This window comes from Sphingomonas sp. M6A6_1c (assembly GCF_053345135.1).
Genome location: NZ_JBKEZO010000007.1, coordinates 135,874 through 154,748, shown reverse-complemented (window position 1 = coordinate 154,748; position 18,875 = coordinate 135,874). Strand labels below are relative to the sequence as shown.

Here is an 18,875-nt window from a genome sequence, read left to right as displayed (position 1 = left end):
GGGCGCTACCGCGTCAGCGCCGCCTCGCCCCAGGTCGCGGGCTGCACCGGCTGCCCGTCGCCGGCACGCGCGACGAGTTCGACGATCGCGACGCCGCCGACGTTCGCCTGCAGCGGCGCGGCGGGGGCGCCGAACGCCATCGGCGGCGACTTGCCGAGCAGGCGGCCATCGCCCCACACTTCGAAGGTGACGGTGCCCGCGCGGCGCTGGCCGGAATCGTTGACGCCGACCTGCGCGGTGAAGCGCTTGAACCCCTGGTTGCGCACTTCGAGGCGCGAATTGGCGAGCACGCCGATGCCGGTGTCGAAATCCTTGCCGGCGACGCGCATCAGCTTGCCATAAGGCGCGCGATCCGCCTCGGCGCCGCCCCAGCCGCCATATTGCGGGTGATCGCCGGGGCCGCGCGTGCCGGTCCACGGCGTGATCGAATGGTGGATGGTCGGATCGGGCTGCGGCGTCACCACGCCATCGGTGGCGGGGTTCACCCGGCCAGTCTGTTCGGAGAGGTAGAGGCCATTCGCCAGCCGGCGCGTACCGCTGGCGCGGAACACGCGCGTCTCGTGCGGCGCCAGCGTCAGCGCCAGCTCGCCGCGGAAGCGGCTGTCCTGCTTGCTCCACAGGTCGCGCAGCCGCACGTCCGCGGTCGGCAGCAGCTTGAGATGATCGGCGGTCAGCAGCGCCTTGGCGGGCAGCGCGGTGCGGTTGAAGATCGCGACGCCCTTGCTGCCGTCGGCGAGCGTCTTGGCGAAGATCTGCACCTCGTCGGAATCATAGGCGAGCACCGCCTGATTGCCCGCCGGGTCCTGGTTGAGCGCGACCAGATCGGCATTGCCGAAGATCGCCAGCTGTTCGGGGGTCAGCTTGCGCAGGTCGTAGCCGATGAACAGCGGCGCGTTGACCATCGCCCACAAGGCGAAGTGCGACCGCGCCTCGACCGCATGCGCATTGTCGAAATCGCCGGTGCCGACATACAGCATGTCGGGGTCGTTCCACGATCCGGGATGCGCGTAGAGCGCGCGATGCGTTACCGTATCGAAATTGGTCAGCATGCGCGACCACACCGGCTGGATGTCGTCGCTGGTGCGCGAACTGTTGCCGACGTCCTTGCCCCAGGCGCGCACGTCGCCCGCGCCCCACAGGCACAGCGAGAAGACATAGGGCCGGTCGCCGGCATAGGTGCGGATCGCGGTGCCGACCTGTTCGTAGAGACCGCGGACCCCGGCGATGTCGGAGCCGCCGAGCGACTGCATGTCGACCAGCGGCGGCAGTTCGCGATACAGGCCCGACCGGACGCGCGGCGCATCGGCGGGCAGGCCGCGGATGCCGCAGGCGTCGACCTTGATGAAGTCGAAATTCCAGTCGCGGAAATAGAGCTTCATGTCCTGGTCGACATGACCGTACAGGCCGACCTCGCGCTCGGCGACCGTCCCCTCGGGCTGGTTCTTGAAGTCGGGCGTGTAGATCTGGCCGCAGGTGTTGCGGCCGATGTCGGAATAGATCCCCGCCTTGAACCCCATCGCATGCAGCTTGTCGGTGAACGGGCGGAAGCTGGGATCGCCGCCGGTCACGGCGGAGGGGAAGTGATCGGTGCGGATCAGCATCCGCCCGTCGGGCTGGCGCCGCTTGAGCCACCAGCCGTCGTCGATGTTGACGTAGCGATAGCCGAGGTCGGCGAGCTTGGTGTCGAGCAGCGCCTGCGCGGAGGCGAGCACCTTCTCCTCGTCGACGTCGCTGTTGAACGCGTTCCACGAGTTCCAGCCCATCGGCGGGGTCGGCGCATGACCGCTGGCGTTGGCGCTCCAGCGGCCGGTGGCGGCGAGCGGATCGCGGTTCGCCGCCTGCGCGCCGGTGCCGAGCGCGAGCAGCGACAGGCCGGCGAGGATGGTCGAGCGGGCAATCATTTGGGCAACTCCTGCGATTGGCGCGCGGTGAAGGTGGCGGTGCTGCCGGGGGCGGTGCCGGGCTGGCCGCCGCCGACGGTGACGCGATAGCTGCCCGCGGCGACGGACCGCGCGCCGTCGGTCGCGACCGAACTGAGGTCGCGCGGCGACAGGTCGAAGGCGACGGTGCGTGCCTCGCCCGGTCGCAGCGCGACGCGCTGGAAGCCGCGCAGCGCGATGCGCGGCATGCCGGGGCGGTCGGGGAAGGTCAGATACAGCTGTGCCACGTCCTCTCCCGCCCGATCCCCCGTGTTGGTCAGCCGCGTGGTGACGCGCAGCCCCGCCTCCGCCCCGCCGCGCGCCGGTGTGACGGTGAGCGGGCCGTAGGTGAAATGCGTATAACTTAGACCGTAGCCGAACGGATAGACCGGTGTGCCGGTAAAATAGCGATAGGTGCGGCCGATCATCGCATAATCGCCGAACGGCGGCAGGTCGGCGACGCTGCGGTAGAAGGTCAGCGGCAGGCGGCCCGACGGATTGGTGCGGCCGGTGAGGATGTTGGCGGCGGCAAGTCCGCCGGTCTCGCCGGGATACCAGGCCTCGAGCACCGCGGCGGCATTGGCCTTGGCCCAGGCGAGGTTGATCGGGCTGCCGTTCATCGCGACGAGGACGATCGGCTTGCCGGTGGCGCGTGCCTGGTCGAGCATCGCGAGCTGGTCGGCGGGCAGGTCGAGCGTCGTCTTGTCGCCGCCGGCGAAGCCGGGGACGGTGACGCCGGTCTCCTCCGCCTCGAGGTCGGAGGTGAGGCCGACGACCGCGACCAGCACGTCGGCATCGGCGGCGGCGCGCTTCAGCTCGGCGGCGGGAGCGTCGGAGACGCGTTTCCAGACGAGATCGATGCCGCTGCCCTCGGCCTTGATCGCATAGCGGCGGCCGGCGGTGAGCTTGACCGTGGTCATGCCGGCAAGGTCGTTCCAGCGCGCCTTGCGCCGGTCCGAAAGGACGCGCCCGTCCAGCTCCAGCGTGCCGCCTGCGCCCGACAGGCCGACGCGATAGCTGCCGGTCTCCGCGGGGACGAGGAAGCCGGTCCAGATCGTGCGGTGGACGTCGGCAACGCGCGCGAGATCGAGGTTGCGGTCGCCGACATCGGGCTCGATCCGCGTCGCCACCGGCTCGGTCTGGTATTTGACCGCGGCGACGGTCTTCTCGCGCGTGCCGGGCGCATAGAAGGCGGGCAGCGGCGTCGCCGGATTGTAATAGCGGGCGAGCAGGCCCGGCTTGCCGTCGGGCGTCTGTAGCACGGCGGTCGGGGCACGATCGCCGTCGGTCAGCGATTCGCCGAACGGCACCAGGGTCACCTGGCTCGCCCCCAGCGTCGCGCGCAGGCCGTCGAGCACCGACACCGGCGGCCCCGACAGACCCGAGGAATAATTGCCGCGCAACACCCGGGTCGCATCGCCCAGCGGGCCGATCACCGCGACCTTGGTTCCGGCGCGCAACGGCAGCGCGCCATCGTTCTTGAGCAGCACCATCGAACGTTCCGCCGCGGCGAGCGCGAGCGCGCGATGCGCGGGGGCGGCGATCGCGCTTACCGGCACCGCGGCGGGAGCGCCGGTGAGGCCGGGCAGGTCGCCGTTGCGATAGCGCGCGGCGAACAGGCGCACGAGCGTGCGGTCGATATCGCCTTCGGTGATAAGATTGCGGCGCAGCGCTTCGCTATAGCGGTCTTCGAGGCCGGCGGTGTCGCCGAGCGTCGCATTGTTGCACTCGCTGTCGACGCCGGCACGCATCGCCGCGGCGACCGCGGTGGCGCCGTCGGGGGCGTATTTGTGATTGTCGGCGATGTCCTTCACCGCGTCGCAATCGGAGACGACATAGCCGGTGAAGCCCCAGGCGCCGCGCAGATGCTCCTTGAGCAGCAGGTCGCTGGCGCAGGCGGGCTGGCCGTCGATGCGGTTGTAGGCGCACATCACCGATCCGGCGCGCCCCTCGACGATCGCGGCGCGGAAGGCGGGCAGATAGGTGTCCTCGAGGTCGTGCGTCGAGATGAAGACGTTCGCCTCGTGCCGGGTGCCCTCGGGGCCGCTGTGGACGGCGAAATGCTTCGGCGTGGCGATCACCTGCGGACGGTCGGGGTTCGGCCCCTGCATGCCGCGGACGAAGGCGACCCCCATCGTCGCGGTGAGGAACGGGTCCTCGCCATAGGTTTCCTGCCCGCGGCCCCAGCGTGGGTCGCGGAAGATGTTGATGTTCGGCGACCAGGTGTCGAGGCCGGTGCCGATATGGCCGACCCGCCCGGTTTGGCGGGCGAGCGTGTGCAGCGCGCGCACTTCGGTGCCGATCGCGCCGGCGACGTCATGGACGAGCGGCGCGTCGAAGCTGGCGGCGAGGCCGATCGGTTCGGGGAAGTTGGTGGTGTTGCGCGCGCCGAGCGCGCCGTGCAGCGATTCGGTCCACCAATTGTACGCGGGCACGTCGAGCCGCGGGATCGCCGGCGCGACGTTGAGCAACTGCGGCAGCTTCTCCGCGAGCGTCATCCGGGCGACCAGCGCCGATGCCATGCGCAGCGCGGGATCGGTCTGCGCCTGCCGTTGCGGCGCTTCGGGTTCGCGCGCCAGCACCGGCGTGAGCGCGAGCGCGAGGCCCGCCGTGGCCAGGCCTGCGGCCCGCATCGTGATCGCCATCGTCATCTCCCGTTGCGGCGTTGCGTGCCGCTTATCGTGCCACCGGCACTTCGAACGTGCCGACCGGCAGCTGCGCGTCGTCGGCAAGGTTGATCGCGGGCGAATCGGCCCAGGCATAGCGGACCCGCGTCACCGGCTTGCCGTCGCCGGGCAGAGTCACGGTCGTGCCCGCGACGGTGCCGCTGGCATAGCGGCAGGTGCCCGGCGCCGCGTCGCACAGTTCGAAGCCGATCGCGCGATCCGCGCCGCGGGCGTTCAGCGCGCCGGTGACGCCGTCGAAGCGCAAGCCGACGCCGCCGCCCGCCGTGCCGCTCGCGGCGGCGATGGCAGGGCCGGAGGGCGCGATACGCTCGCCGTAGACGGTGGCGCGCATCACCCGCGCGAGCCGCTGGCCGACCTCGTGCTTCTCGCCGGGATGGATGTCGAGCACGTCGCCGATGTCCATCGCGACCGCGATCCCCGCACGCGGATCGGCGGCGGCGACGCGGCGCTGCGCATCGCGGACGAGGCCCCAGCCGCTGTCCGAGGGTGCGGTCGCCGGAGTGCCGTAGGAGGAGAGCTGGACGATGCCGAACGCCGCCCGCGGGCTGGCGAAGCGGCTGCGCCAGTCGGCGATCAGCGCGGCAAGGCGGCGGTCGTAACTGGGAATGCCGGTATCGGATTCGCCCTGATACCAGGCGATGCCGGCGAGCCGCATCGTGCCGAGCGGCGCGATCATCGCATTGTAGAGCGTGCCGGCGCCGTTGATGTCGTCCCACGGCACGCGCGGCGCGGCGCCGGCGAGCCGCTTGGCGACCGCATAGCGCCAGTCGCTGCCGAGCGGCTGGCTGCTGCCGTCGGCGAAGGTGATGCGCATCGTCTCCGCCGGTCCGAGCATGCCGCCATAGGCATAGACGTCGTCGTCGTTGACGGTGACGACGTTGCGTCCGGCCTTCAGCGTGCCCGCGGGCAACGCATAGACCCGCGACTGCGAGGCGAGGCTGCTGCCGCCGACGCCGACGCCGTTGACCCAGGTGCGATCGGCGTCGTCGACCATGCCGAGCACCAGCGTCGCCGGTCCGCGCGCCTGCTCCGCGGTCACCTCGATCGTGCGCTGATACCAGATCATGCCGTTGTACTCGGCGAGTTCGGGCACGCCCCAGGTCTCGAACGCGGTCATCGACGGCACCGGCTTCCAGTCGAGCGCGGCATCGGCCTGCCACGGCTCCTTGCCGCGCGCGTCGCCGGCACCGGCACGCCACCAATCCTCCCAGATCGTCGAGGCGCGGCGGTTGGCGGCGGCGGGGTCGCGGGCGTAGAGCGCGAGCAGGTCGGCGGCGTCGCCCATGTTCGAGGCGCGCAGCGCCGCCGCGCTCATCCACGCGCTGATCCGCGAGCCGCCCCAACTCGAATGCACCGCGCCGATCGGCACCTTGGCGGTGCGGCGCAGCGCCTGCACCATATAGAAGCAGGCGGCCGAGAAGCCCTGCGCGGTCGCGCCGTCGGCGGCGACCCAGCGCGGCGCCTGGTCGAAGCGCGCGAGCGGCGCGGGTGCGGCGACCTTGGCAATCGTCAGCAGCCGCAACTGGTCGTCGAGCGGCGGATGCGCGTCGGGGATCAGCTTCTGCGCGTCGGTGACCGCCAGCTCCATGTTGCTCTGGCCCGAGCAGAGATAGACGTCGCCGACGAGGATGTCGCGCAGCACCGCCGCGCCGCTCGCCGCGGCGATGGTCAGGTCGTAGGGGCCGCCGGCGGGCAGCGCGGGCAGGCGCGCCGCGAACCGGCCGTCGCGCCCCGCCTTGGCGGTGACGGTGTGACCGGCGAGCGTGATCATCACCGTCTCGCCCGCGGCGGCATCGCCGGCGAGGTCGATCGGCTGGCCGCGCTGGACCACCGCATGATCGGAGAGCACGCCGTCGAGCCGCGGCGCCGCCACCGCCGGGCTGGCGCAGGCGAGCGCGAGGATCGCGCAGGAGGCGAAGGCGAACGTCCGCATGGGCTGGTCTTTCCGGGTCAAATGGGTTGCAGGCCGTGGCGGACGATCCGTTCGATCAGGTCGCGATGACGCGGCAGGCTGGCGACCATCCGCTGCGTCTGCACCGCATTCTCGCGCCGGGCGCGGCGCGCCAGTTCGGCGTCCGCCTCGATCGTGCCGGGCAGGACGGTGCTGCGCGCGCCCATGCCGTAGAGGACATATTGGTAGCTGGCGGAGGGAAACACCTCCTCGGCGCGGTCGAATTCGTCGTGCAGCCAGGGCGATTGATGCTGCCATAGCTCCATCAGCCCGCGCAGGCGATCGGGGATCGTCTCGGGCCGGACGTTGTCGCGCCAGAAGTCGGTGTCGGTCCGCTGCGTCAGCGCATAATGCAGCTTGAGGAAATCGATGATCCGGCCCCAGCGATAATGGGTCGTGTCGTTGAAGCGGCGCGCGACGACGTCCATCACCTCGCGGCACGGCGGCAGTTGCTCGGCGATCATCTTCGCCGACAGCTCGATGAGCACGATCGCCGAGGCTTCGAGCGGTTCGAGGAAGCCCGCCGCCAGCCCGACCGCGACGCAATTGCGCTCCCAGAAGCGCGTCCGATGCCCGGCGCGGATCGCCAGCCGGCGCACCGGCAGATCGGCGCCGGCCGGGCCGATATAGGCGCGCAGCTCGCGTTCGGCGGCGTCGACGTCGATATGGCTGCTGGAGAAGACATGGCCGACGCCGCGCCGCGTCGGCAGGCCGATGTCCCAGATCCAGCCCGCCGATTGCGCGGTGGAGATGGTGTGGCTGGCGATGGGATCGTCCGCCTGCGCATAAGGGACCTGGATCGCCAGCGCGGTGTCGCAGAACAAGGTGTCGGCGCAACTGCGGAACGGCACGCCCATCGCCTTGCCGATCAGCAACGCGGCAAAGCCGGTGCAGTCGACGAACAGATCGCCCTCGATGCCGATGCCCTGTTCGGTGTCGAGGCCGACGATATCGCCGCTTTCGTCCTTGTGCACCTCGGTGACGTCGGCGCGGACGTGGCGGACGCCGAGCGTTTCGCAGCAATGACGCTCGAGGAAATGCGAGAATTTGCCGGCGTCGAGGTGATAGGCGTAATTCGCCTGCCCCTCATATTCGGGCGTCGCCATCGTCTTGGGGGCGAGCCCTTCGTCGCAGATGCGGCCCTGCGGCGTCACCGTATCGCAGAAGCTGCCGTCGCCGTCGCCCGCCAGCCAGTGCGGCGCGAGGTTCACGCTGCCGAATTGCTGCGGCAGCATCAGCGGGTGGTAATAGCCGTCGTCGACCGCGCCGGTCGTCCAGCGATTGAAGCGCGCGCCCTGTTTGAACGACGCGTCGCACTGGCGGAAGAATTCGGTCTCCGAAACGCCCATCCGCTTGAGCGTGCTGCGCAACGTCGGCCAAGTGCCCTCGCCGACGCCGATGATCGGCACGTTGGGCGATTCGACCAGCGTCACGGTGAAGCCGTGCGGGCGCTGGCCCTGGTGGCGTGCGGCGATCACCCCGGCGGTCAGCCACCCTGCGGTGCCGCCGCCGACGATGACGATGTTCCTGATCTGGTGCATGGCTTTGCGTGTTCGCAAAAATGACGGAGCGCTACCGGGGTCGCGCTCCGCCAAGGGGAGAGGATCAGAAGCGGTAGCGGGCGCCGACCGTATACCGCCGGCCATAATCGAACACGTCGAGCAGCTGGTTGGAATAGCGGCCGTGCGTGCTCTGCTGGTTGTTGTTGACGTTGAGCGCCTCGCCGAAGACGCTGAAGTTCTTCGTCACGTCGTAGCTCGTCGTCAGATCGATCTGGAAGCTCTGGTTGACGAAGGTCGGCTCCGATCCGAACGAACCGGTGTTCTGGTTCTGGCCGAACTGGAGCAGATATTTGTCGCGCCAGTTGAGCGCCGTACGGAACTGGAAACCGTTCTTGTCATAGAAGCCGACGAAATTGGCCGAATTGGCGAGGCCGGTGACCGCAAAGCCGGTCTGGCTGATGTTCTTGTCGTCATACGGCCGGTTGGTGTTGACGAAGGTGGCATTGGCCTGGAAGCCGAAGCCGGTATCGCCGAACACCTGCTGCAAGGCCAGCTCGACGCCGCGCACGGTGGCGTCGGGGCCGTTGACCTGCTGCGACACGGCGAAGCTCGCCGCGGTGCCCGTGGTCGGATCGACCAGCCCGTTGATCCCCTGACGCGTCACGCCGCCGACGATGAAGTTGCTGACGTTCTTGAGGAAGAAGTTGACCGCCAGATAGGAGTTGCGGCGGTAGTACCATTCCATGCCGAGATCGAAATTGTCGGCCAGATAGGGCTTCAGGTTCGGGTTGCCGCCGCTCGCCGACAGCGCGCCGATCCGCTGGCCGTTGCCGACGTTGAGCACCGGGTTGAGCAGGCTGAGCGACGGACGGGTCAGCGTACGCGATGCGTCGACGCGCAGGATCAGGTTGTTGGTCAGCTCCAGCTTGGCGTCGAGGCTCGGCAGCAGGTAGGAATAGGAGCTGGTGTTGGTGACGCCCTGCACCGGGGTGTAGGTCGGGATGCTGAGCAGCGTCGGATCGGCGGTGCTGGTGACCAGCGACGTCGGCAGGCGGCCCTGGCCGCTGGCGACGAGGTTGGTGACTTCGTTGCGCACGCCGGCGTTGAACGTGAACGGCAGGCTGCCGATCTCGGTCTTGAAGTTGACGCTGAAATACAGCGACCAGGTCCGCTCGCGCACCTTGAGCACGCTGCCCGGATCGACCGCTTCGTCGAACGTGCCGGTGAAGCCGGTGACGTTGCCGTAGTTGAAGCCGGGGACGTTCTGCGCCGACGGGTTGCCGAGGCTGGTCAGATAATTCTGGTAGGCGACCGGGCTGAACACGAACACCGACGGCGGCAGGCTGCCCTTGAAGCCGGGGATGAAGTCGTTGAGGCCGACCGAACCCTGATACAGGCTGGCGGGCAGCGGCGAGATGCCCGAGGTGCCCCGCGATGGGCCGCCGTAGCCGGCATAGGCCTGCCAGAAGTTGTTGGTGAACGTGCTCTGGTTGCGGAAGTCGAACGTGTCCTGATAGAATTGGCCGCCGGCCTTGATCGTCAGATCGTCCTGCTTCCAGGTGGCGTTGCCGCGGAACTGGACCAGCTCGTCGGTATTGTGCTGCGTCTGGTTGACCGCGACGTGGCTGCCGATCAGCGAGGTGTCGGCCCAGCCGGCCGCATTGCCCGCCGGCCCGTAGTTGCTGATCGTCGGGAAGGCGTCCTTGCTGTCACCACCGACGGTGAAGCGCAGGTTGTTGCTGAGCGCATTGCCGTAGCCGACGTCGCCGTTGCGGCTGCCGATCACGTCGCCCGGGTTGAGCCAGCTCTTGGCGTAAGCGACGTCGCCTTCCAGCGTCAGGTTGCTGGTCGCGTCATATTTGACGTTGAGGCCGGTCTGGTTGGTCTGCAGGATCTGCTTGTTGAGCGCCGAGGTGAAGTCGGTCGGCGTACCGGTCTGGGTGAAGTCGGTCGCGGTGCCGTTCTTGTCGAGCGTGACGTTGCGCAGGTCGCCCTGGTTGAACCAGACGCCGAACGCGTAATTTTCCTGGGTGATCGTCTGACGCGAGAAATTGTTGTCGATCGTCAGCATCAGGTCGTCGGTCGGGTGGTATTGCAGCGCGATGCGTGCATCGACGCGCTCGTCCTCGACGCGCTGCTGCTCGGCGCCATATTGCTGCGGGAACCAGCCCGGCAGGTTCTGGCGGTTCGCCGGATTGGCATAAGCGGCCGAAGCGGTGTTGCTGGTCGGCGTGCAGGTGCCGGTGCTGCCCGCAAGCTGGCAGGGCGCGAAATTGCCGCCTGGCCAACCCGACACGTAGACGCGGTTGGTATCGGTATCACGCTTGGTGTAGATCACGTCGGCGAGGACGCCGAAGGTCTCGTCGGCATTGGTGCTGCTGACCAACAGGCCGCCGGTCGGCACGATCTTGCCCGACCGATCCTGGATCGAGCCCGACCCGGTCGCGGCGACGCGGAAGCCGGGATGGTCGAACGGGTTGGGGAAGGCGATGTTGACGGTCGCGCCGATCGAGCTCGACGCCAGCGACACGTCCGGCGTCTTCAGCACGCTGAGCTGGCCGATGAAGTCGACGCCGACGGTGCTGAAATCGATCTGGCGGCCGCCGGTCGCGGTCGAGATGCGGCGGCCGTCGTACAGCGTGGTGTTGAAGTCGCCGCCGAAGCCGCGGACGGTGATGCCGGTCGGCTCGCCGCGCGAACCCGAGCGCTGGATCGAGACGCCGGGCAGGCGCTGCAGCGAAGCCGCGACGTTCGAATCGGGGAATTTGCCGATATCCTCGGCGGAAATGACGTCGACCACGCCCGACGAGGTGCGCTTGAGGTCGAGGTTGCGCTGGAGCGAACCGCGCAGGCCGACCACGACGATGTCGTCGCCCGTGCCCTGCGCGCTGTTGCCCTGCGATACGTCCTGCGCGGTCGCCGCATCCTGCGGCTGGCCGGCTTCGGCAGCGCTGGTCGTGTTGGCGGTCGCGGGCACGGCGGGCTGCGGCGCGGCGGGCTGGCTCGTCGTGCTGTTCTGCAGATTGCCCTGGTCCTGCGCCAGCGCCGGGACGGCCCAGGCGAACGTCGCCAGGCTGGTCGCGCAGGCGAGGACATGGATCCGGCGGAAGCTGCGGGCTCCGGTACGAGCGCGCATGGTCGTAGGCATTTCTAACATCCCCTCTTTATACGTCGCGCTACCCCTTCTTGCGGGGGTGCGAGCGACTGCTCGGTTTCTCTGTCGATTCGGGTGCGAGCACGCCGTCCCGACATGAACGGTAGCGCTCACAATATCGCATCATTGTGCTTTTGCAAGCATTTGTAAGAGTGATGCGGACGCTTTGCATCGCCGGCCCGCTGTGCGATCTCTAGCGCTAACAATCGCAATAAGTTGGAGGGGTGGATGCCGGACTGGCAGATGTTGAACGGCGCGGATCATGCCGCGCTGCGCCTGTCGCGCGGCGCCGACGGCGCCCGCCATTTCGCGCAGATCGTCGCCGACGAATTCCTCCAGGCGATGCCTTATTATCCGATCCTGTTCACCAAACATCCCGACACCGGCGCCTTCTATGCCGGCGTCGTCATGGGGCTGGAGCCGGGGCGCAACCTGATGACGGTCGATGGCCGGCTGCCCGATTACCGGCCCGCCGATCTGGAACGGCAGGGCTTCTTCATCGCCGAGGGGCAGGTGGTGATCGATCGCGAGCATGCGGTCTTCGCGACCGGCGAGGGACAGCCGCTGTTCGAGCCGACCGGCGAGGCGGCGCCGGCGCTCAAGCGCGTGCAGCACGCCCTGCACGTGCTCGACCAGGGCATCGCCGCCACCGACGCGATCATCCGCCGCTTTCTCGACCACCGGCTGCTGGAACCGATCGACGTGTCGATGCAGTTCGACGACGGCCGCCACCTGCGCCTCGACGGCCTCTACACGATCAGCCTCGATGCGCTGCATGCGCTCCCCGATGCGGCGGCGCTGGCGCTGTTCCGCAGCGGCGACCTGCAACTCGCTTATGCGCAGACCGGATCGGTCCGCCACCTGCGCACGCTCGGCCGCATCCACAACGGCCGGCTCGCGGCGGCGGCGCTGTGATCGACGCCGCGCCGGCGACGGCGCTCGCCGATCCCGAGACGTTCCGTCGCGAGGTGATGACCGCCGGCAAACCGGTCGTCCTGCGCGGCGCGGCGCGTCACTGGCCGATGCTGGCGGGCGGGCGCGACACGGTGATCGCCGAGCTGCTCGCCTTCGATGCGGGGCGATCGGCGGAGATGTTCGTCGGACCGCCGGCGATCGGCGCGCGTTATCATTACGACGAGGCGCTCGCCGGGTTCAACTTCACGCGCACCATCCTGCCGTTCCGCGAGGCGCTGGCGCGCGTCCTCGACACCGCGGGCCAGACCGACAGCCCCAGCCTCTACATGGGTTCGCTGACCGCCGAGAATTGCTTTCCCGGCATCGAGGCGGTGGTGCAGCTGCCGTTCGTGCCGCCGACGGCGCGGCCGCGGATCTGGATCGGCCATGCCTCGACCGTCGCCTGCCATTACGACACGATGGACAATGTCGCCTGCGTCGCGGCGGGGCGGCGGCGGTTCACCTTGTTCCCGCCCGAGGCGATCGCCGACCTCTATGTCGGGCCGATCGACCATACGATGGCGGGGCAGCCGGTCGGGCTGGCGGTCGGCAGCGCGCCGGGCGACGCACGGTTCCCGCGCTTCGAGCGCATCCGCGACCGCGCGCTGGTGGTGGAACTGGAACCCGGCGACGCGCTCTACGTGCCCAAGCTCTGGTGGCATCAGGTCGAGGCGACCGGCGAGGTCAACGTGCTGGTCAATTTCTGGTGGGACGGTTTCGCCGATGGTCCCGACCAGCCCTATACGGCGATGATGCTGGCGCTGATCGCGATCGCCGAGCGGCCGGCGGCGGAGCGTGCCGCCTGGCGGGCGTGGTTCGACCATTATGTCTTCCGCCCCGAAGGCCATCCGCTCGCCTTCCTGCCGCCGGCCAGGCATGGCATCCTCGATGGCCAGCCCGAGAGCCGCGGCCGCATCCGCGCGCTGGTGATGCGGTTGCTGCGCGGCGGCTGAACCGCGCCGTCAGCCGATGGGGCGGAGCGTCACCTCGGTCGGGCCGGTGCCGAGCGGCAGCGTGACGCCGCCGCGCTCCGCGGTGCCCGTGGCGGGCGCATAGTCGCGGCCGTGCGGCGTGGTGCGGGAGACGAACAATCGCGCCCGCGGCGTATGCGCATCGGCGGGGTCGAGCGTCAGCACGATCGTGCCGCTGGCGGGCGCGTAGCGCGCCGCGGCGATCCGTCCCGCTTCGAGCGTGATCCACTGGCCGGCGGGGGCGACGAACACGCGCGTGCGCGCGCCGTCGCGCGGCCGGATCGTCACGCCGCCGCCATCGCGCGTCACCGCGCCGCCGAAGCCGAGCCAGCCGAAGGTGGGATCATCGACCAGATAGGTCGCGACCGCATAGGCATGCGCGAAATAGCCCATGCCATAGTCGCCGCTATACGGGTCCCAGCGCATGCGGTCGGGCCAGGCGTGGAAGGCGGCGGAGGCGAAGCCGTCGGTGTCGATATTGGTGATCCCGCCCATCAACCCACCGTAAGCGACGCGCAACAGGTGCAGGTCGGCGGGATCGCGGCGGAACGAATCGAACAATGGCAAGGCGTTGTTGGTCGATCCGTAATGATGGATCTGGCGTTCGATGCGCGGGTATTTGCCGCCGTACAGAAAGTCCCAATAGCGCCGGGCATTGCCGTTATAGCCCCAATTGGGCATCGCGGGATCGTACCCCAGGATCACCTCGCGCGTCTGCACCGCCTGCCGGTCGTAACCGAAATGGCGCAGCCAGTCGTAGACTTCGGGCTGGCCGGTCGAATCCCATGCCATCTCGCTGCCGAACGGATAGCGCAGCCCGGCCCAATGATCGGCGCGGCGGCGCATCAGCGCCTCGACCGTGTCCGCCTCGGCGGTCATCCCCTCGCGGCGCAGGTCGGCGAGGATGTCGAGGAAGACGTTGCCCTCCATCTGGCCGAATTGCGTGTAATGCGGCGCATCGCGCATCATCGCGACGATCGTCCGCTGCGCCCAGCCGAGATACCAGCGCCAATCGTGGCGCGTCACCAGCCCGTCGTGGTTGCGCGCCAGCCGGTAGAGCACCCAATGGCCGATCGCGACATGCGGATAATTGTAGGAGCGGCCGAGGTCGCCGGCCTGTTTGGCGCTCCACGCGGTCCAGCTCTTCCAGTGCGCGGGATCGCGATAGAGCGTCGGGAACCGTGCCGGATCGTAATAGAACAGGCTCTTGCGCACGCCGCCGGCATGCGGCCCGTCGGCGACCTGCAACCGGCCGACCATTGTTTCGTCGACCAGCCGTTCCAGCTTGGCGACCTCGCCGGGCTCGGGGTGATCGAGCTGCTTCATCATCGCCGCGACCCAGCTTCCCGCGCCGCCCTCGTCGCTCATCCCGGCGATCCACACGCGCGGCTCGACATCGACGATCCGCTGCGCCTCATGGTCGTAGGTGAGGATCGCCGGGGTCCGGCCGAACGGATCGTCCTTGCCCTCATACCATTGCCGCGTCGTCGCGAACCGGCCGAGCGCCGCCATCGTCGCATCGAGCGGGCGGGTGACGTAATAGCTTACCGTCTGCCGTTCGCCGTCGGCATAACGCAGCGTCAGCCGCGCCGGGCCGAAACCGTGGCTGGTCACCGCCAGCCGCGTCCAGCCGTGGATATCGCCGTCGCGCCGCACCGACAGCGCGCCCGCCGGGCTGCTGTCGATCGCGGCGATCGCGGCGGGCGCGCGGACGAACAGCGTCGCGGGCTGGTCGGTCGGCACGACATAGCCGGGAATGCCGATCGCGACCGGGCGATGCCGCGCGATCAGCGTCGACTCGATCGCGCGGATCGACGGCGCGGTGACGAGGCGCAGGCCGATCTCGATGCTGGCGCCGGGCGCGATGGTGCGGCTGGTGGGTACGTTCCACTGTTCGCCGGCGCCGCGCCACTCGCGGTCGGCGAAGCCGCGCGAATGGACCAGCCAGTCGTAGAAGCCCTCGAACGTCTGCTCGCGCGGCGTCTTCTCGGTGAAGACGCTGCCCGCGGGCGCGTCGGCGGCATCGGCGAGCGGCGCATAGGCCTCGAACGGCGTATCGCGCCCGGGCAGGACGAGCAGCGCCGGCCCTTGGCCGCTGAGCCGGGTCACCTGCAGATAGCCGGCGTCGCGGCCGGCATAGGGATCGGCGAAGCTCGCCTCCGCATGCGCCTGGTCGAGATTGCGGCCGGTGATGATGTTGTCGAATGCCATCGGCAGGCCGAGCCCGCCGATCTCGATCGGCGCGGGCGAGCGGTTGGTCAGGCGGAAGCGCAGCCCGAGCGCGCCGCCCGCCGCGACCCAGCGCCGCTCGACGGCGAGCGGGATGCCGTCGCCCATGGTCGCGGTGATGTCCGCCGCGGCGATCGTGCCGCGCGCCGCCGGCAACGGCCGGATCGGCCGGCGATGATGCGCCGAGCCGAAATCGCGCCACGGCCCGCCGCCGCTGCGCAGGCGGATGTCGATATCGCCGACATGATTGTAGCCGTCCCCCGCCCGCTCCGCCTCGCGCGCAGTCGGCACGAAGCTGAACCCCGGCTCCCCCGCCGGCGACAGGCGCGCCAGCGTCTGCGTATCGCTGCGCAACGTGCCGCTGAGCGCGCCCACCGCGAACGGCGTGACCGGCACCGCCGGTCCCGCCGGCGCCGCGCCGACGAGGAGGACGAGCGCAGCGAGCGCGGGCAGGCGGGTGAGCGTCATCGATGCCTTGCGATCAGAATTTGACGGTGGCACCGGCGAACAGCCGCCGGCCCAGGACATCATAGACGCCCGGATAGGTGTTGCCGTTGCCGAACAGGTTGAGCACGCCCGACGCCAGCGCCGGCGGGTTCTTGTCGAGAAGGTTGTTCGCGCCGATGCGCAGCGTCAGATTGCCGCTGACCGCCAGCGCCGCGGACAGATCGAAATAGCTGTAGGCGGGGATGCGGGCGTCGATCGGGTCGGCATCGCCGGTCAGGAAGCTGTTGCTCGACGTCGTCGACAGCCGCGTCGCATCGAGGTAGCGCCAGTTGAACGACAGGCTGGTCTTGTCGTCGGGGCTCCAGGTCAGGCGCAGATTGTGCCGCCAGGTCGGGTTGGGCTGGCCGCAGGAATAGCCGAACAGGCCCTTGCAATCGTAGGTGCCGCCGTCGGGCAGCGGCTGGGTGATTTGTTGGAGCAGATAGGTGCCGACGAAATCGGTGTTGAGCCGGCCCAGCCGGCCCAGCCCGATCGTCAGCGTGCCGGTCACGTCGATGCCCGAGGTCTGCAGGTAGCCGGTGTTGAGCGTGGTCGAGACGACATAGCCGGTGCCGAAGATCGAGCCGGTCAGCGGATCGCGGTGGAACAGGCCGCAGAAATACGGACTGCCGGTCGAGAAACACTGGCCGATCGTCGTATTGGGATCGATGCTGCCGATATAGTCCTTCACCTTTATGTGGTAATAATCGACCGACAGCGACAGATTGCGACCGCCATGCGGCGCCAGCACCGCCCCGACGGTATAGGTGTCCGCCTTTTCCGGCTTGAGGGCACGGTTGCCGCCGAACTGGCCGGTGCATTGGTCGGCGGGACATTCGATGACGAGGCGGCTGTTGTATTGCGCCGCGGTAACGCCGGTGAGCTGGCAGGCGGACAGCGATGCGGTCGGGCTGGCGCCGGCGCAGGGATCGGTGGCGTTGACGTTGCCGAGCGACAGGTTCGAGAACAATTCGCTGATGTTGGGCGCGCGGATCGCGCGATTGTAGCTGGCGCGCAGGCGCAGCGGCTCGGCGACGTGCCAGCTCAGCTCGCCCTTGTAGGTGAAGGCGGTGTAGCTCGAGAGGAAGCCCGTCGAATCCTGGCGGTTCTTGTAGTCCGAATAGCGGAAGCCGCCGTTGAGCGTCAGCGATCGGAAGAACGGCTTGTCCTGGACGATCGGCAGCTCGAGTTCGCCGAACCCTTCGTTGACCGCGATGATGCCGTCCGAATTCTGCGTACCCGCCGCGAGCGCGACCTCGTCGCCGGTGAAGCGCAGTGTTTCGCGGCGATGTTCGCCGCCGAGGACGATGCCGACGCCGTCGTGCGCGAACGGGCTGGTTATGCCGAGTTTGCCGAGATCGCCGGTGACGCTGCCCGAGATGACGTTGAGCGCATAGCGGCCCTGGGTCGATTTCGGCGCGTACAGATAATTGGCGGCGGCGCTGCTGATCGCATTGGCCTGGAAGACGTCGACCGGCACGCATGACGGGTCGCTGCCGTCGAGCACCGACCGGCACACCGCGCCGCCCTTGCCGTCGGACACCGCGAGCAGCGAGCGCTGCGTTTTGGCGACGCTGATATCGTTGAGATAGGTCTCGTCGTAATGCGCGACCGAACGCAGCACGCTGGCATCGTAGCTGAAGCCGCTGCCCAGATCGCCGCGGATGCCGACCATCGAGCGGAAATCCTCGTGCTGCAGGCTGTCGCGCCGCGGCAGCGCGCCGCTGCCGCTGAGGCGATAGCCGATCAGCGTGTTCTGCGTCGCGGCGGTGCCCGCCGCCGTGCCGCACAGCGTTTGCGCCTGGCCGGCGCTGAGCAGCGGATTGTTGCACGTCACCGCATAGGTTTGGCCGAAATAGAGCGCCGAGGGTGCGACCTGCGAAAAGCTCTTGTCCTTCATATACATGAAGCTGCCGTAGAGCTGCGCGGCGGAGGTGATGTCGAGGTGCAGGAAGGCACCGGCATTGTAGCGGTCGTCGGCACGCTGCAGATAGTTCAGCGGCGCATAATTATAGGCATAGGTCGAGCCGACATACGGCACCCAGCTGCGCGTGCCGTCGACGCTGTTGGTCAGCTTCTGGCCGGCGGCGGGGCCGGCGAGCGGCGTGAACGTACCATAAGGCGTGTTGCTCGATCCGCCGCAGGTGAACGTGGTGGACGCGCTGTTGAGCGCGCAGGCCGAGACGTCGCGGCGCGACTGCAATACCGGGTCGGTGTGGCGATAGCCGGCGTAGGCGGTGATGTTGAGCCGGCCGTCGAGGAAGGTCTTGCCGACCGCGGCATTGACGTCCTGCTTGCCGCCGTCGCGGACATGGTCGGTCGCATTGGTATAGCCGCGCGCGGCGATGATCGAACGCACGAAGCCGTTGTCGTTGGTGTGATCGGCGATGCTCGACTGCACGTCGAGGCGCACGCCGTCGAGACGGTCGCGCAGGATGAAATTGACGACGCCGGACAGCGCATCCGAGCCATAGACCGCCGAGGCGCCGCCGGTGGCGACGTCGATCCGCTCGACGATCGCGGAAGGAACGAAGTTGATGTCCATCGCCTGCGACGGCAGCATGCGCTGGCCGTTGATCAGCGTGAGCACGCGGTTCGAACCGAGATTGCGCAGGTTGATGTTGGCGGTGCCGTCCGATCCGTTCGAGACGTTCTCGTTCGCATCGGCGGTGAATTGCGGCAGCCGGTTGAGGACGTTCTCGATGTTGTTCGCGCCTTGCAGCGTCAGTTCCTGCGCGTTGACGGTGGTCAACGGGCTGTTGCTGATGAGATCGGGGCGGCGGATGCGCGTGCCGGTGATGACGACGGCCTCTACCGAGTCCGCCTCCGTCTTTTCGGCGATGCTGGTGTCGGCCTGTGGGGTGAGAGCCTGGGGGGTGGGCGCGATCTGGGCGAACGCCGCGGGGGCGTTCATCGAGGCGACAAGCGCCCAAAGCCCGGCCGACAGGCGCAACGCGATATGCAATTTAGTCATTCTGACCACCCCTTAGGCGCAACATTCTGTCGCTGATGACCAAAATGG

At 68.7% G+C, this 18,875-nt stretch carries 9 protein-coding genes; 2 read left to right on the top strand and 7 right to left on the bottom strand.

Translation table 11 applies throughout. From position 1 onward, the window contains the following. Positions 1-5 precede the first annotated feature (5 nt). The 5 genes from ACLBWH_RS16055 to ACLBWH_RS16035 all read right to left on the bottom strand — a co-directional run bounded on the left by ACLBWH_RS16055 (position 6) and on the right by ACLBWH_RS16035 (position 11,195). The gene (locus tag ACLBWH_RS16055; protein ID WP_447799841.1) at positions 6-1,901 is read right to left on the bottom strand and encodes an NPCBM/NEW2 domain-containing protein; all 1,896 of its coding nucleotides are present in this window, start codon (positions 1,899-1,901) and stop codon (positions 6-8) included. Continuing rightward, a complete protein-coding gene (locus ACLBWH_RS16050; protein WP_447799840.1) occupies positions 1,898-4,570 on the bottom strand; it encodes a glycoside hydrolase family 3 C-terminal domain-containing protein in 2,673 nt (890 codons plus the stop codon). Before ACLBWH_RS16050 ends, ACLBWH_RS16055 begins: the two co-directional genes overlap by 4 nt. 25 nt (positions 4,571-4,595) lie before the next feature. Then, positions 4,596-6,539 carry a sialate O-acetylesterase gene (locus tag ACLBWH_RS16045; RefSeq protein ID WP_447799839.1) on the bottom strand — a complete coding sequence of 648 codons (1,944 nt, stop codon included), beginning with the start codon at positions 6,537-6,539 and terminating at the stop codon, positions 4,596-4,598. 17 nt (positions 6,540-6,556) lie between these two features. Then, a complete protein-coding gene (locus tag ACLBWH_RS16040; protein WP_447799838.1) occupies positions 6,557-8,098 on the bottom strand; it encodes a tryptophan halogenase family protein in 1,542 nt (513 codons plus the stop codon). Positions 8,099-8,162: 64 nt separating this feature from the next. Continuing rightward, a complete protein-coding gene (locus ACLBWH_RS16035) occupies positions 8,163-11,195 on the bottom strand; it encodes a TonB-dependent receptor (RefSeq protein ID WP_447799837.1) in 3,033 nt (1,010 codons plus the stop codon). A 246-nt stretch (positions 11,196-11,441) separates the two neighbouring features. Between ACLBWH_RS16035 and ACLBWH_RS16030 the strand changes: the two genes are divergently transcribed. Together ACLBWH_RS16030 and ACLBWH_RS16025 are read left to right on the top strand one after the other, a co-directional pair. After that, positions 11,442-12,128, top strand: a complete 687-nt coding sequence (locus ACLBWH_RS16030) for a SapC family protein (RefSeq protein ID WP_447799836.1) — start codon at positions 11,442-11,444, stop codon at positions 12,126-12,128. Next, positions 12,125-13,120 (top strand): cupin-like domain-containing protein, encoded by a 996-nt coding sequence (locus ACLBWH_RS16025; protein ID WP_447799835.1) that lies wholly within the window; start codon positions 12,125-12,127, stop codon positions 13,118-13,120. The genes ACLBWH_RS16030 and ACLBWH_RS16025 overlap by 4 nt, the downstream gene beginning before the upstream one ends. A 9-nt stretch (positions 13,121-13,129) precedes the next feature. Here the strand turns inward: ACLBWH_RS16025 and ACLBWH_RS16020 are convergent, their stop codons facing one another. Together ACLBWH_RS16020 and ACLBWH_RS16015 are read right to left on the bottom strand one after the other, a co-directional pair. Continuing rightward, entirely contained in the window at positions 13,130-15,835 is a 2,706-nt protein-coding gene (locus tag ACLBWH_RS16020; protein ID WP_447799834.1) for a DUF5695 domain-containing protein, read from the bottom strand. A 13-nt stretch (positions 15,836-15,848) separates the two neighbouring features. Continuing rightward, positions 15,849-18,827, bottom strand: a complete 2,979-nt coding sequence (locus tag ACLBWH_RS16015; RefSeq protein ID WP_447799833.1) for a TonB-dependent receptor domain-containing protein — start codon at positions 18,825-18,827, stop codon at positions 15,849-15,851. Between the last annotated feature and the right edge of the window lie 48 nt (positions 18,828-18,875).

What these genes read in the sequence shown, in the direction of transcription:
- ACLBWH_RS16055 (WP_447799841.1), bottom strand. Translation starts at nt 1,901, where the DNA reads ATGATTGCCCGCTCGACCATCCTCGCCGGCCTGTCGCTGCTCGCGCTC.
- ACLBWH_RS16050 (WP_447799840.1), bottom strand. Translation starts at nt 4,570, where the DNA reads ATGACGATGGCGATCACGATGCGGGCCGCAGGCCTGGCCACGGCGGGC.
- ACLBWH_RS16045 (WP_447799839.1), bottom strand. Translation starts at nt 6,539, where the DNA reads ATGCGGACGTTCGCCTTCGCCTCCTGCGCGATCCTCGCGCTCGCCTGC.
- ACLBWH_RS16040 (WP_447799838.1), bottom strand. Translation starts at nt 8,098, where the DNA reads ATGCACCAGATCAGGAACATCGTCATCGTCGGCGGCGGCACCGCAGGG.
- ACLBWH_RS16035 (WP_447799837.1), bottom strand. Translation starts at nt 11,195, where the DNA reads ATGCGCGCTCGTACCGGAGCCCGCAGCTTCCGCCGGATCCATGTCCTC.
- ACLBWH_RS16030 (WP_447799836.1), top strand. Translation starts at nt 11,442, where the DNA reads ATGCCGGACTGGCAGATGTTGAACGGCGCGGATCATGCCGCGCTGCGC.
- ACLBWH_RS16020 (WP_447799834.1), bottom strand. Translation starts at nt 15,835, where the DNA reads ATGACGCTCACCCGCCTGCCCGCGCTCGCTGCGCTCGTCCTCCTCGTC.
- ACLBWH_RS16015 (WP_447799833.1), bottom strand. Translation starts at nt 18,827, where the DNA reads ATGACTAAATTGCATATCGCGTTGCGCCTGTCGGCCGGGCTTTGGGCG.